The sequence below is a fragment of the Moellerella wisconsensis genome, from assembly GCF_022592395.1.
In the GTDB taxonomy this organism is placed as follows: Bacteria; Pseudomonadota; Gammaproteobacteria; order Enterobacterales; family Enterobacteriaceae; genus Moellerella; species Moellerella wisconsensis.
The window spans coordinates 860,522-876,856 of the sequence record NZ_CP093242.1; the positions used below are offsets into that span (position 1 = coordinate 860,522).

General features: G+C 42.6%; 15 protein-coding genes. 5 read left to right on the plus strand and 10 right to left on the minus strand.

Annotated elements, in window-relative coordinates; all coding sequences use genetic code 11:
• Window positions 1–66: 66 nt before the first annotated feature.
• Complete coding sequence (locus MNY66_RS03665; protein ID WP_241501454.1) at window positions 67–789, plus strand: YbgA family protein; 723 nt, start codon at window positions 67–69, stop codon at window positions 787–789.
• Between the two features lie 45 nt (window positions 790–834).
• Here MNY66_RS03665 and nadD read toward each other — a convergent pair whose 3' ends face one another.
• The 8 genes from nadD to MNY66_RS03705 form a co-directional block, all read right to left on the minus strand.
• Window positions 835–1,506 (minus strand): nicotinate-nucleotide adenylyltransferase, encoded by a 672-nt coding sequence (nadD, locus tag MNY66_RS03670; protein WP_047255766.1) that lies wholly within the window; start codon window positions 1,504–1,506, stop codon window positions 835–837.
• Window positions 1,493–2,530 carry a DNA polymerase III subunit delta gene (gene holA / locus MNY66_RS03675; RefSeq protein ID WP_241501455.1) on the minus strand — a complete coding sequence of 346 codons (1,038 nt, stop codon included), beginning with the start codon at window positions 2,528–2,530 and terminating at the stop codon, window positions 1,493–1,495. The genes nadD and holA overlap by 14 nt, the downstream gene beginning before the upstream one ends.
• Entirely contained in the window at window positions 2,527–3,048 is a 522-nt protein-coding gene (gene lptE, locus MNY66_RS03680; protein WP_420915520.1) for an LPS assembly lipoprotein LptE, read from the minus strand. The genes holA and lptE overlap by 4 nt, the downstream gene beginning before the upstream one ends.
• Before the next feature lie 43 nt (window positions 3,049–3,091).
• On the minus strand, window positions 3,092–5,674 hold the full coding sequence (gene leuS / locus MNY66_RS03685) for a leucine--tRNA ligase (RefSeq protein ID WP_241501456.1): 2,583 nt from the start codon (window positions 5,672–5,674) through the stop codon (window positions 3,092–3,094).
• A 317-nt stretch (window positions 5,675–5,991) separates the two neighbouring features.
• Entirely contained in the window at window positions 5,992–6,717 is a 726-nt protein-coding gene (locus tag MNY66_RS03690) for an amino acid ABC transporter ATP-binding protein (protein ID WP_047255762.1), read from the minus strand.
• Window positions 6,714–7,394, minus strand: a complete 681-nt coding sequence (gene gltK / locus MNY66_RS03695) for a glutamate/aspartate ABC transporter permease GltK (RefSeq protein WP_047255761.1) — start codon at window positions 7,392–7,394, stop codon at window positions 6,714–6,716. The genes MNY66_RS03690 and gltK overlap by 4 nt, the downstream gene beginning before the upstream one ends.
• A 1-nt stretch (window position 7,395) precedes the next feature.
• Complete coding sequence (locus tag MNY66_RS03700; RefSeq protein ID WP_241501457.1) at window positions 7,396–8,136, minus strand: amino acid ABC transporter permease; 741 nt, start codon at window positions 8,134–8,136, stop codon at window positions 7,396–7,398.
• 131 nt (window positions 8,137–8,267) lie between these two features.
• The gene (locus tag MNY66_RS03705; RefSeq protein ID WP_047255759.1) at window positions 8,268–9,161 is read right to left on the minus strand and encodes a glutamate/aspartate ABC transporter substrate-binding protein; all 894 of its coding nucleotides are present in this window, start codon (window positions 9,159–9,161) and stop codon (window positions 8,268–8,270) included.
• Between the two features lie 800 nt (window positions 9,162–9,961).
• Here MNY66_RS03705 and MNY66_RS03710 point away from each other — a divergent pair.
• The 4 genes from MNY66_RS03710 to MNY66_RS03725 are packed head-to-tail and all read left to right on the plus strand — an operon-like array spanning window position 9,962 to window position 13,767.
• Complete coding sequence (locus tag MNY66_RS03710) at window positions 9,962–10,363, plus strand: hypothetical protein (RefSeq protein ID WP_052956385.1); 402 nt, start codon at window positions 9,962–9,964, stop codon at window positions 10,361–10,363.
• Window positions 10,364–10,412: 49 nt separating this feature from the next.
• Window positions 10,413–12,518 (plus strand): protein-disulfide reductase DsbD family protein, encoded by a 2,106-nt coding sequence (locus MNY66_RS03715; protein ID WP_047255758.1) that lies wholly within the window; start codon window positions 10,413–10,415, stop codon window positions 12,516–12,518.
• Window positions 12,515–13,258 (plus strand): DsbA family protein, encoded by a 744-nt coding sequence (locus tag MNY66_RS03720; protein ID WP_241501458.1) that lies wholly within the window; start codon window positions 12,515–12,517, stop codon window positions 13,256–13,258. Before MNY66_RS03715 ends, MNY66_RS03720 begins: the two co-directional genes overlap by 4 nt.
• Window positions 13,259–13,266: 8 nt before the next feature.
• Complete coding sequence (locus MNY66_RS03725; protein ID WP_047255756.1) at window positions 13,267–13,767, plus strand: protein disulfide oxidoreductase; 501 nt, start codon at window positions 13,267–13,269, stop codon at window positions 13,765–13,767.
• 99 nt (window positions 13,768–13,866) lie between these two features.
• On the opposite strand, the gene lnt is transcribed toward MNY66_RS03725, so the two are convergent.
• A complete protein-coding gene (gene lnt, locus MNY66_RS03730) occupies window positions 13,867–15,402 on the minus strand; it encodes an apolipoprotein N-acyltransferase (RefSeq protein ID WP_241501459.1) in 1,536 nt (511 codons plus the stop codon).
• Window positions 15,402–16,286 carry a CNNM family magnesium/cobalt transport protein CorC gene (gene corC / locus MNY66_RS03735; RefSeq protein ID WP_047255754.1) on the minus strand — a complete coding sequence of 295 codons (885 nt, stop codon included), beginning with the start codon at window positions 16,284–16,286 and terminating at the stop codon, window positions 15,402–15,404. The genes lnt and corC overlap by 1 nt, the downstream gene beginning before the upstream one ends.
• Window positions 16,287–16,335 lie beyond the last annotated feature (49 nt).

Here is a 16,335-nt window from a genome sequence, read left to right on the forward strand (position 1 = left end):
TTAATAGTTATTTTAATTCGCTGATAAAATAGCAAATAATCGGCTAAGGAATAAACGTAATTTACTATGAAAACAAAACCTAATGTTCGAGTTTATTTATCCGCTGAAGATTGGAATGAATATTTCGGCGCGAGGCAAGATAATAAACTTATTCAATGTCTTTCTTCTGAGCTTAATTTACAGCAGGTTGGTGATCAGTTTGAAGAAGAAATTAAAATAGCGGGAGCTATTTTTGCTGAGAAAATAGCACCTGAGTGTAGCGGATTGCCGACATTGAGCATGACAGACATGACCGATCCGGTAGCATTAGACCATTTTATGCAGCGCGTATTTATGCTGAATGAATTGCAGCAATATAAGGATAATCTGTCAGTGAAATCCTTGATTGAATTTCATAGCAAATATAAATATTTATTCATGTCATATTCGCAAGCCGGTTATAAAAGATCGGGCAAGATGATCGCTGATGCATATAAAATGCCTAATTTGGCAGCTTTTTTTGTAGAATATTGTGATTATTTATTGGCGATAACCTCGAATCCACCAAAACGAGGCGATCAATCGAACACGTTGTCTCATTTGCAAGGCTATTTTAAAAAGAATATTAGCGCCGATGAAAAAGCTCAACTGACACAATTAATCGACGACTACCGTCATCAGCGAGCTAACTTATCTCAGCCTATCGAGTTTATGCTGGAGTTATTACAGCGACATCCAGATGATTATTTGAGCCAACAACGTTACTTTTTACCTTATCCCTCCGCTAATCAATGGAGAAAATTACTCTAATTTTTCAGCCCTGAATTTGTTTGATCACCTGTCTTTTCTGAAAAACTAGTCTTGATACAGTGAATGTTGGCGAATATAGCGTAATACGGCGGGCGGTAATAAATCAGCGCATGAATCGCCCGCATGTAAGCGGTTTCTAATCTCGGTGGCTGAAATATTAATTAATGGCGTCTCTGCGAGAAAGATTAATCCGTGTGGTTGTACCGATAATTGTGCAGGATCGCGAGTTTGATGAGTCTCTAGCCACTGTTGCATTTCAGGCTGTGCGAAGCGAGTCGCATAACCGGGGCGCGCGCAGACTAAAAGATGGCAATTTTGCAGTAACTCCTCCCATTGATACCAAGTATTAATCGATAACAAAGAATCTTGGCCTATGATAAAGGCGAGCGGCTGCTGGTGGCCTAGTTGATGGCGCAGTTCGCGGAGCGTATCGAGAGTATAAGAGGGCGTTTCTCGGGCTAATTCACGCGTATCCAAACTAAATAACGGATTGTTTTGTATGGCTAATTCTACCATCGCAACCCGCTGCTGGGCGCTAGCTTCGGGTTGTGGTCGATGGGGTGGAACATGGTTAGGCAGTAAAATAACCTGCGCTAAGCCGGTAGTTTTTGCCAATATTTCGACAGGGCGTAAATGACCATAGTGAATAGGATCGAACGTTCCGCCAAATAGAGCTTGTAATCCTAATGGGGCTGGCACTGGGTTAGTTAATCCCATCAATCAAGCTCTCCGGTAAGGTTTTACCACACAGTAGCATCGATAAGGTTTCTAAATCAGGCCATACCGGTTGGCTATAATCTTGTTTAGCTTTTAGTTCGGCTTGCGCGAGTAGCTGAATGGCCGATTGCAATTGCGCTAGGCTTAATCGTTGCAGAGCACTGGAGAGTAATGCGCGTTTATTTTGCCAGACTTTATGCTGATCAAATAAGTTTTTTAATGGGGTATGTGTTGACTGTTTTTTGAGCGTGAGCAATAACATTAAATCACGTTGAATTGAACGCAGTAAAATAACAGCTTCCATATCTTCTTGATGTAATTGATTTAATATATGCCATGCCCGTTGAGGCTTGCCCGCCAGTAGCGCGTCAATCCAATGATACGGGGTAAAATGCGCCGCATCATCGACCGCCGTTTCAACGCGCAGCAGGGTCAATTTACCATCAGGATACAGCAGTGATAAGCGCTCAAGCGCTTGCGATAAAGCCAATAAATTGCCTTCATAGCAGTAACATAGCAGTTGATTGGCTTGCTCTTCTAAACTGAGTCCCAAATGTTTAGCTCGCTGAGCCACCCATTGTGGTAGGCGCTGATACTCAGGGGTTAAGCAACTGATATATAACCCATTGCTACTGATATCTTTAAACCAACGACTGTTTTCTTGAGCTTTGGTGAGTTTGTGTCCACGCAAAATTAACAGCAGATCAGGATGTAGCAGTGTCGATAATTGGGTTAGCTTTTCAGCCATGGCTGCATTGGGTCCATTTTCAGGCAACATCAAGGTTAATATCTGACGGCTTGCAAATAGGCTCATGGATTGACAGAGAGAAAAAATTTCATCCCAATCAGTTTGGGCATCTAATGAAAAGCTAAAATGTTCAGTAAACCCTTGATGCAGGGCGACCTGACGAATTTTATCTTGGCATTCCTGTAACAGCAGAGGCTCGTTGCCCCACAGCAGGTAACTACCTCTCAATGCATCTTGCAATTGAGAGGACAGTTGTTCTGGATAGATACGAGTCATTGCTGAGTTACAGTATCGGTCGATTGAACCGTATTATGCGCTTCAGCTTTTTGTTGCTCTGCGCTATGGATAGTTAATAATTTACGAACCAAAACACGTGCTGCTTGTTCACGCATTTCTTGTTTAACTAAGTCATTTTCAGCATCTTTCGCTAGTGCTTCTAATGGGTTATCGAAGAATGCGCGTTCAACTCGGCTTTGCAATGGATATACTGCACCATCAGGCATAATTACTTGAGCATTCAGATAGAAATTCAGCTGTTTTTCTGCTGCTTTACCATCTTGATAGATTGATACTGTTTCTGTATTTTCAGATGATCCGGTAATTTTCAGTACCGGAATATCTGCGCGTCCATGTTCTACAATTTTAACATTGCTAAGACGCAGCTGCTCGCGCACAGCGCGAGCTAGCGGACCATAAGGGTCCGACGTACTAAGCTGAAGGGTTCTCAGTTCTTCAGGAACCTGAGTGGTTCCTTGTAAACGAAAGCCACAACCGGCGGTGACTAGCACCGCCATACTTAATAATAGAGTGATCAGATATCGCACCTGGCCTCCTTTATTAGCCAACAACCAGGTTCAATAATTTACCTGGTACATAAATCACTTTGCGAATAGTGACACCCTCAAGATATTTAGTCACGCTGTACTCTTGTGATGCCATTTCTTGAACAAACTCTTGCGTGGCATCTGCTGGAACAGTAATTCGACCACGTACTTTTCCGTTAACCTGTACGACAACCAGTTTAGTGTCGTCGACCATGGCTTTTTCATCAGCAACTGGCCATGCGGAGAAATCGATGTCTTCATTATGACCCAACGCTTTCCACATTTCGAAACAGGCGTGAGGAATAATTGGTGACAACATGCGGACGATTGCATCTAATGACTCTTGCATTAACGCACGGTCTTGTTCAGTTTCCTGCGGCGCACGGGTCAGTTTATTCATGAACTCCATTATCGCGGCAATAGCGGTGTTAAAGGCATAACGACGACCAATATCATCGGTTACTTTGGCGATCGTTTTATGCAGATCACGACGTAGATCTTTTTGTTCAGCGGTCAATGTTGTGATATCTAATGCCGCAGCGGTTCCTTTTTGGGAATGCTCATGGACCAGACGCCAAACACGACGGACGAAGCGGTTAGCCCCTTCAACGCTAGATTCTTGCCATTCTAAAGTTAATTCTGGTGGCGCAGCAAACATCATGAATAAACGAACGGTATCAGCACCGTATTTTTCGACCATCAATTGTGGGTCGATACCGTTATTTTTTGATTTAGACATTTTGCTCATGCCAGTATAGACAAGCTCACGTCCTTCACTATCCACCGCTTTAGTGATGCGGCCTTTCTCGTCACGTTCAACAATAGCATCGACTGGCGAGATCCATACACGCTGACCATTTTCACCAATATAATAAAACGCATCGGCGAGTACCATACCTTGGCACAGCAGACGTTTGGCTGGTTCATCAGAGTTCACTAAACCCGCATCGCGCATTAATTTATGGAAGAAACGGAAATACATTAAATGCATGATAGCGTGTTCGATACCGCCAATATATTGATCAACAGGCAGCCAATAGTTTGCCGCTGCGGGATCAAGCATGCCATCATCAAATTGAGGGCAAGTATAACGTGCGTAATACCATGATGATTCCATAAAGGTATCAAAGGTATCGGTTTCACGCAGTGCTGGCAGGCCATTAACGGTAGTTTTTGCCCACTCAGGATCTGCTTTTATTGGGCTAGTAATGCCGTCCATGGTGACATCTTCTGGTAGGATCACCGGCAGTTGGTCTTCAGGAACCGGAACCACAGTGCCATCTTCCAACGTTGCCATTGGAATTGGTGCGCCCCAATAACGTTGACGAGAAACCCCCCAGTCGCGCAGACGATAGTTAACTTTACGCTGACCTACCCCCATCTCAACCAGTTTATCTGCAATCGCATTGAAGCCGGCTTCGTTTGATAAGCCGTCAAACTCACCAGAGTTAATCAGGCTGTTTTTATCCGTCATTGCAGATTCGCTGATATCAGGTTGATTTCCTTCGGTATCAGCAATTACTGCTTTAATAGGTAATGAATATTTATGCGCAAATTCCCAATCACGTTGGTCATGTGCAGGAACAGCCATAACTGCTCCGGTGCCGTATTCCATCAGCACAAAGTTAGCTACCCAAATAGGTAGTTTTTCTTGAGTTAAAGGATGGACAGCATAAAAGCCGGTGGCTAAACCTTTTTTCTCCATGGTCGCCATGTCAGCTTCGGCCATTTTAGTCGCACGACATTCTTCAACAAAAGCAGCTAGTTGAGGATTATTCGCTGCTGCTTCTTGAGCTAACGGATGCCCAGCAGCTACGGCAACATAAGTCGCTCCCATAAAGGTATCAGGGCGAGTGGTATAAACCGTTAACTTGTCATCGCGGTCAGCTACATTGAAGGTGATTTCTACCCCTTCAGAACGACCGATCCAGTTACGCTGCATGGTTTTAACCTGTTCAGGCCATTCATCTAGCTTATCTAAATCATTCAGCAGTTCTTCCGCATAATCGGTAATTTTAATAAACCATTGTGGAATTTCTTTGCGTTCTACCGGAGTATCGCAGCGCCAGCAGCAGCCATCAACTACTTGTTCGTTAGCTAATACGGTCAGATCATGTGGGCACCAGTTAACCGCTGAGGTTTTTTTATACACTAATCCTTTTTCATACAGCTTAGTGAAAAACCATTGTTCCCAACGATAATATTCTGGTGTACAGGTGGCAATTTCGCGATCCCAATCGTAACCAAAGCCTAACATTTTGAGTTGGCCTTTCATGTAATCGATATTTGCATAGGTCCAAGGCGCGGGTGCAGTGTTGTTTTTAACTGCGGCACCTTCTGCTGGCAGACCAAAAGCATCCCATCCAATTGGTTGTAGCACGTTTTTGCCGAGCATACGCTGATAACGAGAAATAACATCACCAATGGTGTAATTACGAACGTGGCCCATATGCAGTCGACCAGAAGGGTAAGGTAGCATTGACAGGCAATAGTATTTTTCTTTGCTGTTGTCTTCTGTCACTTTGAATGTTCTTTTTTCTTCCCAGTGACGCTGTACTTGAGATTCTATGTCTTCTGGACGATATTGTTCTTGCATGGCACCGATAATCCTGTGGTGAGTAAAGCTACTCAGTAGCGTGAATGTCTTAATTAGTTTAGATCCGCATAGCATAGCGGATTACACCGTAAAACAACAATAGCTGTTACCTGTTGAATAAAACAGAAAACCGTTTTTATTGCATCTTGATGAGTATATCCGATGATTTTACTCTCTTGAATCTAACAACTTAACTAAAAATGAAGGTGATTGGTATTGTTTGACGTGAAAAAATAGTAATAGCGATAAAAACAAATTCCCAAAGAGCACCGCTCCTTGGGATTATAATGATAATAAATAGCGGGGTGAGTATCTGATTAGTGCAGAATTTTAGCTAAGAAATCTTTAGCTCGCTCGGATTTAGGATTGGCGAAGAAATCTTCTTTTTTACTGTCTTCGACAATTTTACCTTCATCCATGAAAATCACTCGATTCGCTACTTTTTTCGCAAATCCCATTTCATGAGTGACAACCATCATGGTCATCCCTTCATTGGCTAGCTCGACCATAACATCCAGAACTTCGTTAATCATTTCAGGATCAAGGGCCGAGGTCGGCTCATCAAACAGCATGGCGATAGGATCCATACATAAGGCGCGAGCAATGGCGACCCGCTGCTGTTGACCACCAGAGAGCTGTGATGGAAATTTATTGGCATGGGTCGAAAGGCCGACACGCTCTAATAATTTTAACCCTTTCGCCTCGGAATCCGCTTTACTGCGGCCTAACACCTTGATTTGTGCCAAGGTCAGGTTTTCAATAATAGATAAGTGAGGGAATAGCTCAAAGTGCTGGAAAACCATACCCACTCGGGAGCGCAATTTCGCTAAATCTGTTTTTTTGTCGTTTACATGAATTTCATCGACAAAAATATCGCCTTGCTGGATAGGTTCTAAGCCATTGACTGTTTTTATTAAGGTGGATTTGCCCGAACCAGAAGGCCCACAAACTACCACAACTTCGCCTTTTTTGACGTCTGTTGAGCAGTCAGTAAGCACCTGAAACTGACCATACCATTTGGATACATTTTTCAGGGTAATCATGAAACCGTCCTTTTCTTAAGATAGTTCACCAGCATAGACGCAGAAAAACTAATAATAAAGTAAACAAAACCTGCAAATAATACCATTTCTACTTGGGTTCCATCGCGATCGCCGATATTGGTCGCCATACGGAAGAAATCAGTCAAACTTAATACATAGACTAACGATGAATCTTGAAAGAGCACAATCCCTTGAGTTAATAGTAGGGGAACCATCGCGCGAAATGCCTGAGGTAATATAACTAATCTCATCGACTGCATGCGTGTCATCCCTAACGCTAAAGCCGCTGAAGACTGTCCGCGAGCAATACTCATAATGCCTGCCCGTATAATTTCTGAATAGTAAGCTGCTTCAAAAAGTGAAAAGGCTATCATCGCAGAGATTAAACGAATATCACTTTTTGGGGATATTCCTAGAACATTTTGTAATAAGTTAGGCACTATTAAATAAAACCATAGCAGCACCATCACTAAAGGCACGGAGCGAAAAATATTTACATATAATGCGGCAAACCAGCTGACTAGCTTAAAGCGTGAAAGACGCATCATAGCAAGTATTGTACCCCACACAATTCCGACGGCGATTGCTGTGAGGGTAATTTTTGCGGTAATAATCAAGCCGTCAACCAGAAATGGCCAGCTAGGAACGATTGAGCTCCAGTTAAATTCATAAAACATATCAGCGCCCTCCGGTGGAGCCAGGTAACCGTACTTTGCGTTCAACTAAATGCATTAACAGCATAATGACTAGATTAATGCCGACATAGCCTAAGGTGATAGCGGTAAATGATTCCCAAGCATGAGAAGAGTAATCGAGTAATTTGTTAGCTTGTGCTGCCATATCGACTAATCCAATGGTGGATGCAATCGCAGAGTTTTTGACCAAATTGAGCATTTCAGAGGTCATTGGCGGCAAAATAACCCGGTAGGCATTAGGCAGTAATACATAGCGATATGTTTGCGGTAATGTTAGACCTATGGCGAGGCCAGCACTTTTTTGTCCTCGTGGTAGTGATTGAATCGCGGCACGAACTTGCTCTGTCATGCGGGCTGCGGTAAATAAGCCTAGGCATAATGTTGATGAAACAAAGAATTGAATATTAGGATTGAGTTCGCCTTTAAACCAGTCCCCGATAGATTCAGGAAGCAGTTCTGGAACCACTAAATACCAAGCGAAAAATTGTACAATTAGCGGAACGTTACGAAATAACTCGACATATATCGTGCCAATCATTGCTACAGATTTATTGGGTACAGTACGTAAAATCCCGAAAAATGAGCCCACCAGAAAAGCAATAATCCATGCGCAAATCGACAGTGTGACAGTGACTTCAAAACCGGAGATTAACCAGCCTAAATAGGTAGTATTACCAAATGGAGCATCCTGTAAGAATATCCCCCAGTTCCAATCAATAGACATATGCAACTCCCTGTGGGTTATAAATTTAGCCCCAATAACCGGCAAAAATATGCGAGGCGGGGAACGACCGCCTCGCGATAAGTACTGCCAGTACTACCCCATATTTATTTTTAGTCAGTCTAATTTTTTAATTAGTTCAGCGCTTTATCATTTGGATGTTTAAACAGAGCTTTCATTTCATCTGACATGGCAAAATGTAAGTTAAGGTTTTTCGGTGGTGTGGGTTGTTCAAACCAACGGTTATATGATTTGTCGGCTACGCCAGAAGTTTGGGCGCTGGCAATGGTGTCATCAACCAGTGTTTTAAATTGCGGGTCATCTTTGCGCAGCATGCAACCGTAAGCTTCTTCGGATTGCGGTTTACCAACGATTTCCCAAATATCTGGTTTTTTAGCTTTGGCGCGTTCACCTGCAAGCAACGCATCATCCATCATAAAAGCGACTGCACGCCCAGATTCTAAAGTACGGAAAGCATCGCCATGATCTTTGGTACTGATGATGCGCATGCCCATTTTTTTCTCATCATTGAGTTTATTTAGCATAACTTCGGAGGTGGTTCCTGAAGTAACAACCACGTTTTTACCGGCTAAATCAGCAAAATCTTTTACACCAGAACTATTTTTGGTTAATAATCTGGTACCTACCACAAAGATAGTATTAGAAAAGGCGGCTTGTTTTTGTCTTTCTACATTATTAGTAGTGGAACCACATTCAAAATCATAAGTTCCATTTTGCAGTAACGGAATGCGATTTTGTGAAGTGATTGGTATTAATTTAACGTCTAAGTTCGGCATATCGAGCTTTTTCTTGACTGCGGCAACAATTTGATCTGAATAATCTTGTGAGTAGCCGACGACCTTTTGGCTATTATCATAATAAGAAAAGGGAACTGAAGATTCACGGTGCCCAACTACGATGACTCCATTATCTTTGATTTTTTTCAATGTACCGGTTAATTCTTCTGCCTGAGCTGCGCACGTTGCGCCCAGTATCATCATTGATAAAATCAGTTTATTCATACGCATATACAGCTCCTTGATAACATCATTTAGACTTGTGGTCTGTTGTGTTTGCTAATGTCTCGCCTTGGCGATCACCGGCTGTTCATTTGATATGTGTTTAGTTAATGTTAAAATCTAATTAAATTTGTTATTAATTGATAACATTTTGTTTTCAATTCGCGAGCTGCTTCGCATATTGCTTGGATTTTCATCATTTATTGCACTGTTGCTGTATTATTACTGCACTATTACTGCACTATTTTGGTTCGTGATTCACTGTTGTGGTGAATGTGAAATAATTAATTGCAATGAAATGGCAATAATAGAGCATTAAAACAGCAATCAAGACGATTATTACTTCCATAGTAAGATTACGTTGCAAGTTCAATGCCAAATTGAATCGGAACAATATTTAGTCGGAACAATATTTAATCTGAATAATAGAAATAGTGACACAATCGATGAATAAGCAGTTGTTTTAAGATGATGAATAGGCGGTTGTTTTAAAGTGATATCGTGGGCTGAGTTGATTTTAAATCGACAAAATTTCATTAGGCTGAGTTATTCAGTTATTCCTTCATTATTGTCTAGATTTACTGTGTGAGAGTGCGATTTGGCTTTGTAAAGTTAAATGATGTTGCTTGTTTCAATAGATTGGCTGTGTAAGATTAGCCACTAATATTGCGGCTAAATTGTGCTAAGTTACGATACTAGATGCGCTAAGTGATGATTTAATGTGCGCGAAGCTACGATTTGATATGTGCCAAGTTACGGATAAAACTCCCTATAATTAATAGGTTTGCTTAGGATTAGGTTAACAGATAATGAATAGCAGCATGGCGTTAGCGAAAGGAAAAGTATTAGCTATTTTGCTTTGTCTGATGGTGCTATTTTGCCTCAATCAGCGAGCACTAGGTGAACGATTGTCCCATCATCACTTATCATCGCCAGTCGTCTCAGGCAGTCTTTTCTTGCCCGCAGAATCAATTCAATCACACGCATCTGGCTATAATGACAACGGTAAAATTTCTATTTGTGAACTCAGCGCTAAGTCGTTATTGCCTTTATTTCCCCTCGCTTTAGAACCTTTATTTATCTGGTACTTTACTTTGGCGGCATTAACTTTACTCTGTTATCGTTTTCCGCGTCGCGCCAAACAACGCAGTGATAAATATCCACCTCCCCGTGTTCGGCTACATCTCCAATTTTGTAACCTTCGAGATTAGAAACCCATTAAATTCAATTAATTAATGGATTTTAACTTTGGAGGAAACTATGCGTTTTATTATTAATTCGTTTTTAACTGTTATCATATTTTTTTCGATTAACCTGCACGCGGCAGACAGTGGTTGGTTAACAGAAAAAAATAATTCTCATGCCGCTGTTCGCTTATTATCATCTGCGCCTATTAATGGGCATATTGAATTATTGCTGGATATTAAATTAGCTCAGGGATGGAAAACCTATTGGCGCTCGCCGGGTGAAGGTGGGATCGCGCCTGAAATTAAATGGCAATCACCGGTTGAAGCCAGTCAATGGTTTTGGCCGACCCCTCATCGTTTTGATGTGGCCGGTATTTCTACCCAAGGCTATTCTGGCGATGTCAGTCTGCCTATCGAACTCAAGGTTTCAGAATCACTGAAATCATTAGCGGGCGTATTAACCTTATCAACGTGCAGTAATGTTTGTGTATTGACTGATTATCCTTTTGAGTTAGATCTTACCCAATCGGCACCGGGCGATTTTGCATGGTTATTTAATCAAGCTAAAGGCACAGTTCCGGCTGAAAAAGGATTAGTTGAGCAGGCAACAGTAGGATTTACTGGTAATCAATTGGTCATTAACTTAAATAAAACCAATGAGTTGTCGTGGCAACAGCCCGAGCTATTTATTGATTATCCCGAGGGTACCGCACTGAGTGTGCCGAAAATAAATAGTTCAGCACAGACATTAACCGCGATTATTGATGTTACTGATGATTGGGGGGATAGCGCACCAGATCTTAGCGGAGAAACGCTCTCTTTTGTGGTTGTTGATCATGGGGTTTCTCAGCAGATTAAACAGCAAATTACACCGCATGGCGGTAATGTCACCCAGATAAATACTTCGACGTCTTCGTTAGCTGCTATTCCTTTGTGGCAAATGGTCGCCTTTGCGCTATTAGGCGGCTTAATATTGAATCTAATGCCATGCGTATTGCCGGTATTAGCGATGAAATTGGGATCAATTCTGTATGTGCCGCAAGGCCAACAGCAGACAATTCGGCGCCAGTTTTTACTTTCGTCCTCAGGAATTTTAGCCTCGTTCTGGCTGTTAGCGCTGTTTATGACGTTACTCCGGGCTGGGCAGCAGGTGATTGGCTGGGGAATACAGTTCCAAAATCCTTGGTTTATCGGCTTTATGGTGCTAGTAACTGCGCTATTTAGTGCCAATTTATTGGGATTATTTGAAATAAACTTAGGCAGTAAAACCAATACTCGTCTAGCGACGTTGGGCGGGCAAGGTAATGCCGGTCATTTTTGGCAGGGCGTTTTTGCCACATTATTAGCGACCCCATGCTCCGCGCCTTTTTTGGGTACTGCGGTCGCATTTGCATTAGCTGCACCTATCGCTGAATTATGGCTAATATTTACTGCCTTAGGGATAGGAATGAGCTTGCCATGGTTATTAATTGCCGCCTTCCCTGCGGTGGCTCGGCTTCTTCCTAAACCCGGTCGCTGGATGAATATCTTGCGTGCAGTACTGGGGGCGATGATGTTGATTTCGTGCTTATGGCTAATTAGCTTAATGAGCGCGCATATCGGATATATCTACTCGTTAATTATTGCCATTATACTATTGTTAGTTTTATTAATTTTTATTGCGAAGCATTATGGTTATCGAGTAGCGGCAATGACTTTTCTTTTATTTAGTCTACTGGCAGCGGGCTTTGCATGGTCAACTTATAGCGATAATTCGGCGACCAATCGCTCGTTGGTTCGAGATAGCATTAACTGGCAGCCATTGACACAAGCTGCTATCGATCAGGCATTATCTGAGAACAAACGGGTTTTTGTTGATGTCACCGCCGACTGGTGCGTTACCTGTAAGGCGAATAAATATAATGTATTGCTGCGAGACGACGTTCAACAAGCATTAAGTGCGCCAGATGTGGTAGCGTTACGAGGCGATTGGACTAAACCGTCAGCTGAAATTAATCAATTTTTACAACAACGTGGACAGGTTGCTGTGCCGTTTAACCAAATTTATGGTACTGCAATTAAAGAAGGCAAAATATTATCTACATTGCTTGATCGAGAAGAGCTTTTATCCGTTTTAAATCAGGCATCGACCTTAAATCAGGTATCGACGGCCAATCAGGCGCAAGGAGCCGAAAAATGAAAAAAACACTGCTAGCAATATTACTTTCATCATTCACCCTAAGTTTAGGCGCAGTCAGTATGGGCGTACAAGCCGCCCCATTATCGGCAGATCAGGAAGCACAAGTGCGTGAATTAGTGCGTGATACGTTGATTAAAAATCCAGAAATTCTGGAAGAGGCTATCCAAGCATTGCAGGCTAAACAATTTGAGAAACAACAGGCTCAAGTGCAAGATACGATCAAAGCAGAACATAATGCACTATTTAACGATCCCGCCAGCCCTCGTATTGGCGCCAAAGATGCCAAATTAGTCTTAGTGAGCTTTACCGATTATAACTGCCCGTATTGCAAACGCTTTGATCCACAATTGGAAGAGATTGTTAAAAAATATCCAGAAGTAGCCGTGGTGATAAAACCGTTACCGTTCAAAGGGCAGACGTCATTAGAGTCATCTCAATTAGTTTTAACTCTGTGGGAGCAAAACCCTGAGGCGTTTCAAAAATTACATCAAAAATTGATGCAAAAACAAGGCATACTGACCGAAGATAATATTAAACAAGCATTAAAAGCGACGGGTAATGAGACGTTGGTGGCGAATGATAAAAGTAAATTGACCGTCAAAAATAATTTACAATTAGCCGAGAAATTAGGCGTTCAGGGGACACCTGCAACGTTAGTAGGGGAAGAAATGATCCCCGGTGCTATCGATCAACAGCAGTTGGAGCAGATTGTTAAGCAGCAATTGGCAAAAGTTAAATAATTAATCTCATGACCCGACTAAGAAAATGGTTGAAAGAGATTATTGTGCTGGTGGTGATAATTTTTATCGCCACTACTGCTATGGACTGGTGGCGCAAACCGGCTCATCTTGCTCCGCAGCTATTAGCCCCGATGACGTTAGCTAATGGCGAATCTGTTTCATTGGCACAGTTAAGCCGAGATAAACCGATTTTAGTCTACTTTTGGGCGACATGGTGCGGGGTGTGTAAAATGACCTCACCTATGGTGGCTGAGCTAGCCGCGGCGGGCGTGCCGGTAATTTCTGTGGCGATCCGCTCTGGCGATAGTCAGCGATTATTGCAGGGGATGCACAAAAAAGGGCTTAATTTTCCTGTGATCAATGATATAGATGGCCAAATATCAGCCTTAGCTGCCGTGAGTGCTACGCCGAGTTTTATGATTATTGATCACGGTGAAATGGTCAGTTTTACTTCTGGCTGGACCAGTTATTGGGGACTAAAAGCGCGCTTATTGCTGGCCGCCCTATGATTTAAGCCATCGATAGCTAACTATTTTAGACATAATATTGAAAAGCCTGCCATGGAGAATATCTATTCCATGGCAGGCTTTTTTGATCTGCACGAAAATTTAGCGGCGGTATTTTCGCCCAGCAATCAAGGCGATGGCACCGAATAAGGCGACCACAATCCATAATGGCCAGTGACTCCAACGGGCATAAGGAGTTAAACCCTGGGTTGGCGTGACTTGTGCTGAGAGTGCGGCGGCTTCAAATTGTGGTAATTGTGCTTGGATAGACCCATCTGGGCGAATGAACGCAGTGATCCCATTATTAGTAGCGCGCAATAATGGACGGCCTAGCTCAAGTGCTCGCATTCTTGCCATCTGGAAATGCTGCCATGGCCCAATTGAGCGCCCAAACCATGCATCATTGGAAATAGTCAGTAAATAATCGGTATCAGGTTTAAAGTTATCTCTAACTTGTTGACCCAAAATAATTTCGTAGCAAATTGCCGCAGTAAGCCGCATGTTACCCGCTATCAGCTGTGCTTGCTGATAATCACCTCGGCTAAAACCGGACATGGGCAGATTAAAGAATGGAGCAATAGGGCGTAGCAGATCCTCAAGCGGTACAAACTCGCCAAAAGGCACTAAATGATGTTTGTTATAGCGGTCTTGAGAGAGATAGCGATAAGGTGTTTTTTCGCCTAACACTATAATACTGTTATAAAATTTATAGCCACCTTCTGCCCGTTGTTGTACATCAACAATTCCGGTAACTAAACGCGTATTTTCAGTTCGCAGCAAGGTGTCAAGAGACTGTAGCCAGGCTTGGCTATCAGCTTCAGAAGTAGGAACCGCAGATTCAGGCCAAATAATGGTCGATGCTTTACCGATATAGGGCAGAGAGAGCTGAATATAAATCTGTTTAGTTTTATCGAGAAATTCAGGATCCCATTTTAATGATTGGGGAATATTGCCTTGGATAAGCACGATTTCACGGGTTTTCTCATTAATAGGCGTATACCACTGAAGTTGTTTAACGCTTAGCGGTAGCAATAATAATAGGGCGGCAATCCCTAGCGCGATAAACCGACGCTGAGCGAGGGAAAACACAATTAACCCACTAATAACCATTAACAGCAGGGTTATCATTTCTACGCCAACAATTGGCGCCAGTCCTTTTAATGGACCATCAATTTGACTATAGCCGAATTGCAACCACGGAAAGCCAGTTAATACCCAACCGCGTAGCCATTCAGTGAGTTGCCAGATTACGGGCGCAGCGAAAACTAATCGATAAACGGTTGTTTTAGGAAAGAATTTATTCAGTAATGCCCCAAACAACGCCGGATAAAGAGCTAAATAAGCAGCAAGTAAGATAACCAGCAGTACGTTAACCGCGGTGGGCATACCGCCAAAATCAGCAATGCTGACATAAACCCAATTAACACCGCTACCAAATAAGCCGAATCCCCAGCAAAACGCAATATTGAACGCTTGTTTAGTGGTGCGTTGTAAGGTTAAGCACAGCAGGGCAGATAACGAAACAATTGCCGCCGGCCAGAAGTCAAAAGGAGAAAAAGCCAGCGTTCCACTGGCTCCGAAAATTAACGCCAACAGCAATCGTGGCCATTGGCGTGAGTATAATGAAGCAGCTGCCATTATTTTTGTTCTTCATCCAAATCAGGAATAGATGCTTCGTCGGGGATTTTTACGTGCAGCTGAATAATCCGACGACTGTCGGCCATAGCAACTTTGAACACATAATCATCGATGGTGATGGTCTCACCACGAGAAGGTAAGTGACCAAAGGCTTGCATCACCAAACCGCCTACAGTATCCACTTCTTCTTCGCTATAATGGGTATTGAAGGCTTCATTGAAATCTTCAATTTGCATTAATGCACGAACAGAAAAAGTGTGGCGAGTCAGTTGGCGGATATCAACATCATCTTCATCATCGTATTCATCTTCAATTTCACCGACAATCAACTCAAGAATATCTTCGATAGTCACCAAGCCGGAGACGCCACCAAATTCATCAATCACAATCGCCATATGGTAGCGCTGAGATCTGAATTCTTTCAGTAAACGGTCAACACGTTTACTTTCGGGCACCACAACCGCAGGACGCAATACTTTATCGATGCTGAATTGTTCGGAGTCGGAGCGCATGAATGGCAGTAAATCTTTTGCCATCAGCAATCCCTCAATATGATCTTTATCTTCGCTGATCACCGGAAAACGAGAATGTGCAGAGTCAATAATGACATCGAGGCATTCATCGAGTGGTTGATTCCGTTTTAGTGTCACAATTTGTGACCGAGGGATCATGATATCGCGAACTCGCTGATCGGCAATATCCATCACACCTTCGAGCATTTCTCGGGTATCAGGATCGATGAGTGAGTTTTGTTCTGAATCACGAATGAGTTCTACCAAGTCATCACGATTTTTTGGTTCACCGTGAAATAATTGGTTTAACAGTGCAAAGAACCCTTTCTTAGGACCAGGGGTGTCATTACTAGAAGAATGATCGTCGCTCATGGCGTTTTATTTTTAGTTTCCTATATAGAAGTAATAATGGATTGTTATA

Bases quoted from the DNA above. Each gene is read 5' to 3' on its own strand.
- MNY66_RS03690 (WP_047255762.1), bottom strand. From the start codon at position 6,717: ATGATTACCCTGAAAAATGTATCCAAATGGTATGGTCAGTTTCAGGTG.
- MNY66_RS03710 (WP_052956385.1), top strand. From the start codon at position 9,962: ATGAATAGCAGCATGGCGTTAGCGAAAGGAAAAGTATTAGCTATTTTG.
- nadD (WP_047255766.1), bottom strand. From the start codon at position 1,506: ATGGGATTAACTAACCCAGTGCCAGCCCCATTAGGATTACAAGCTCTA.
- MNY66_RS03705 (WP_047255759.1), bottom strand. From the start codon at position 9,161: ATGCGTATGAATAAACTGATTTTATCAATGATGATACTGGGCGCAACG.
- MNY66_RS03665 (WP_241501454.1), top strand. From the start codon at position 67: ATGAAAACAAAACCTAATGTTCGAGTTTATTTATCCGCTGAAGATTGG.
- MNY66_RS03725 (WP_047255756.1), top strand. From the start codon at position 13,267: ATGACCCGACTAAGAAAATGGTTGAAAGAGATTATTGTGCTGGTGGTG.
- MNY66_RS03700 (WP_241501457.1), bottom strand. From the start codon at position 8,136: ATGTCTATTGATTGGAACTGGGGGATATTCTTACAGGATGCTCCATTT.
- lnt (WP_241501459.1), bottom strand. From the start codon at position 15,402: ATGGCAGCTGCTTCATTATACTCACGCCAATGGCCACGATTGCTGTTG.
- leuS (WP_241501456.1), bottom strand. From the start codon at position 5,674: ATGCAAGAACAATATCGTCCAGAAGACATAGAATCTCAAGTACAGCGT.
- gltK (WP_047255761.1), bottom strand. From the start codon at position 7,394: ATGTTTTATGAATTTAACTGGAGCTCAATCGTTCCTAGCTGGCCATTT.
- MNY66_RS03720 (WP_241501458.1), top strand. From the start codon at position 12,515: ATGAAAAAAACACTGCTAGCAATATTACTTTCATCATTCACCCTAAGT.
- corC (WP_047255754.1), bottom strand. From the start codon at position 16,286: ATGAGCGACGATCATTCTTCTAGTAATGACACCCCTGGTCCTAAGAAA.
- holA (WP_241501455.1), bottom strand. From the start codon at position 2,530: ATGACTCGTATCTATCCAGAACAACTGTCCTCTCAATTGCAAGATGCA.
- MNY66_RS03715 (WP_047255758.1), top strand. From the start codon at position 10,413: ATGCGTTTTATTATTAATTCGTTTTTAACTGTTATCATATTTTTTTCG.
- lptE (WP_420915520.1), bottom strand. From the start codon at position 3,048: ATGGCGGTGCTAGTCACCGCCGGTTGTGGCTTTCGTTTACAAGGAACC.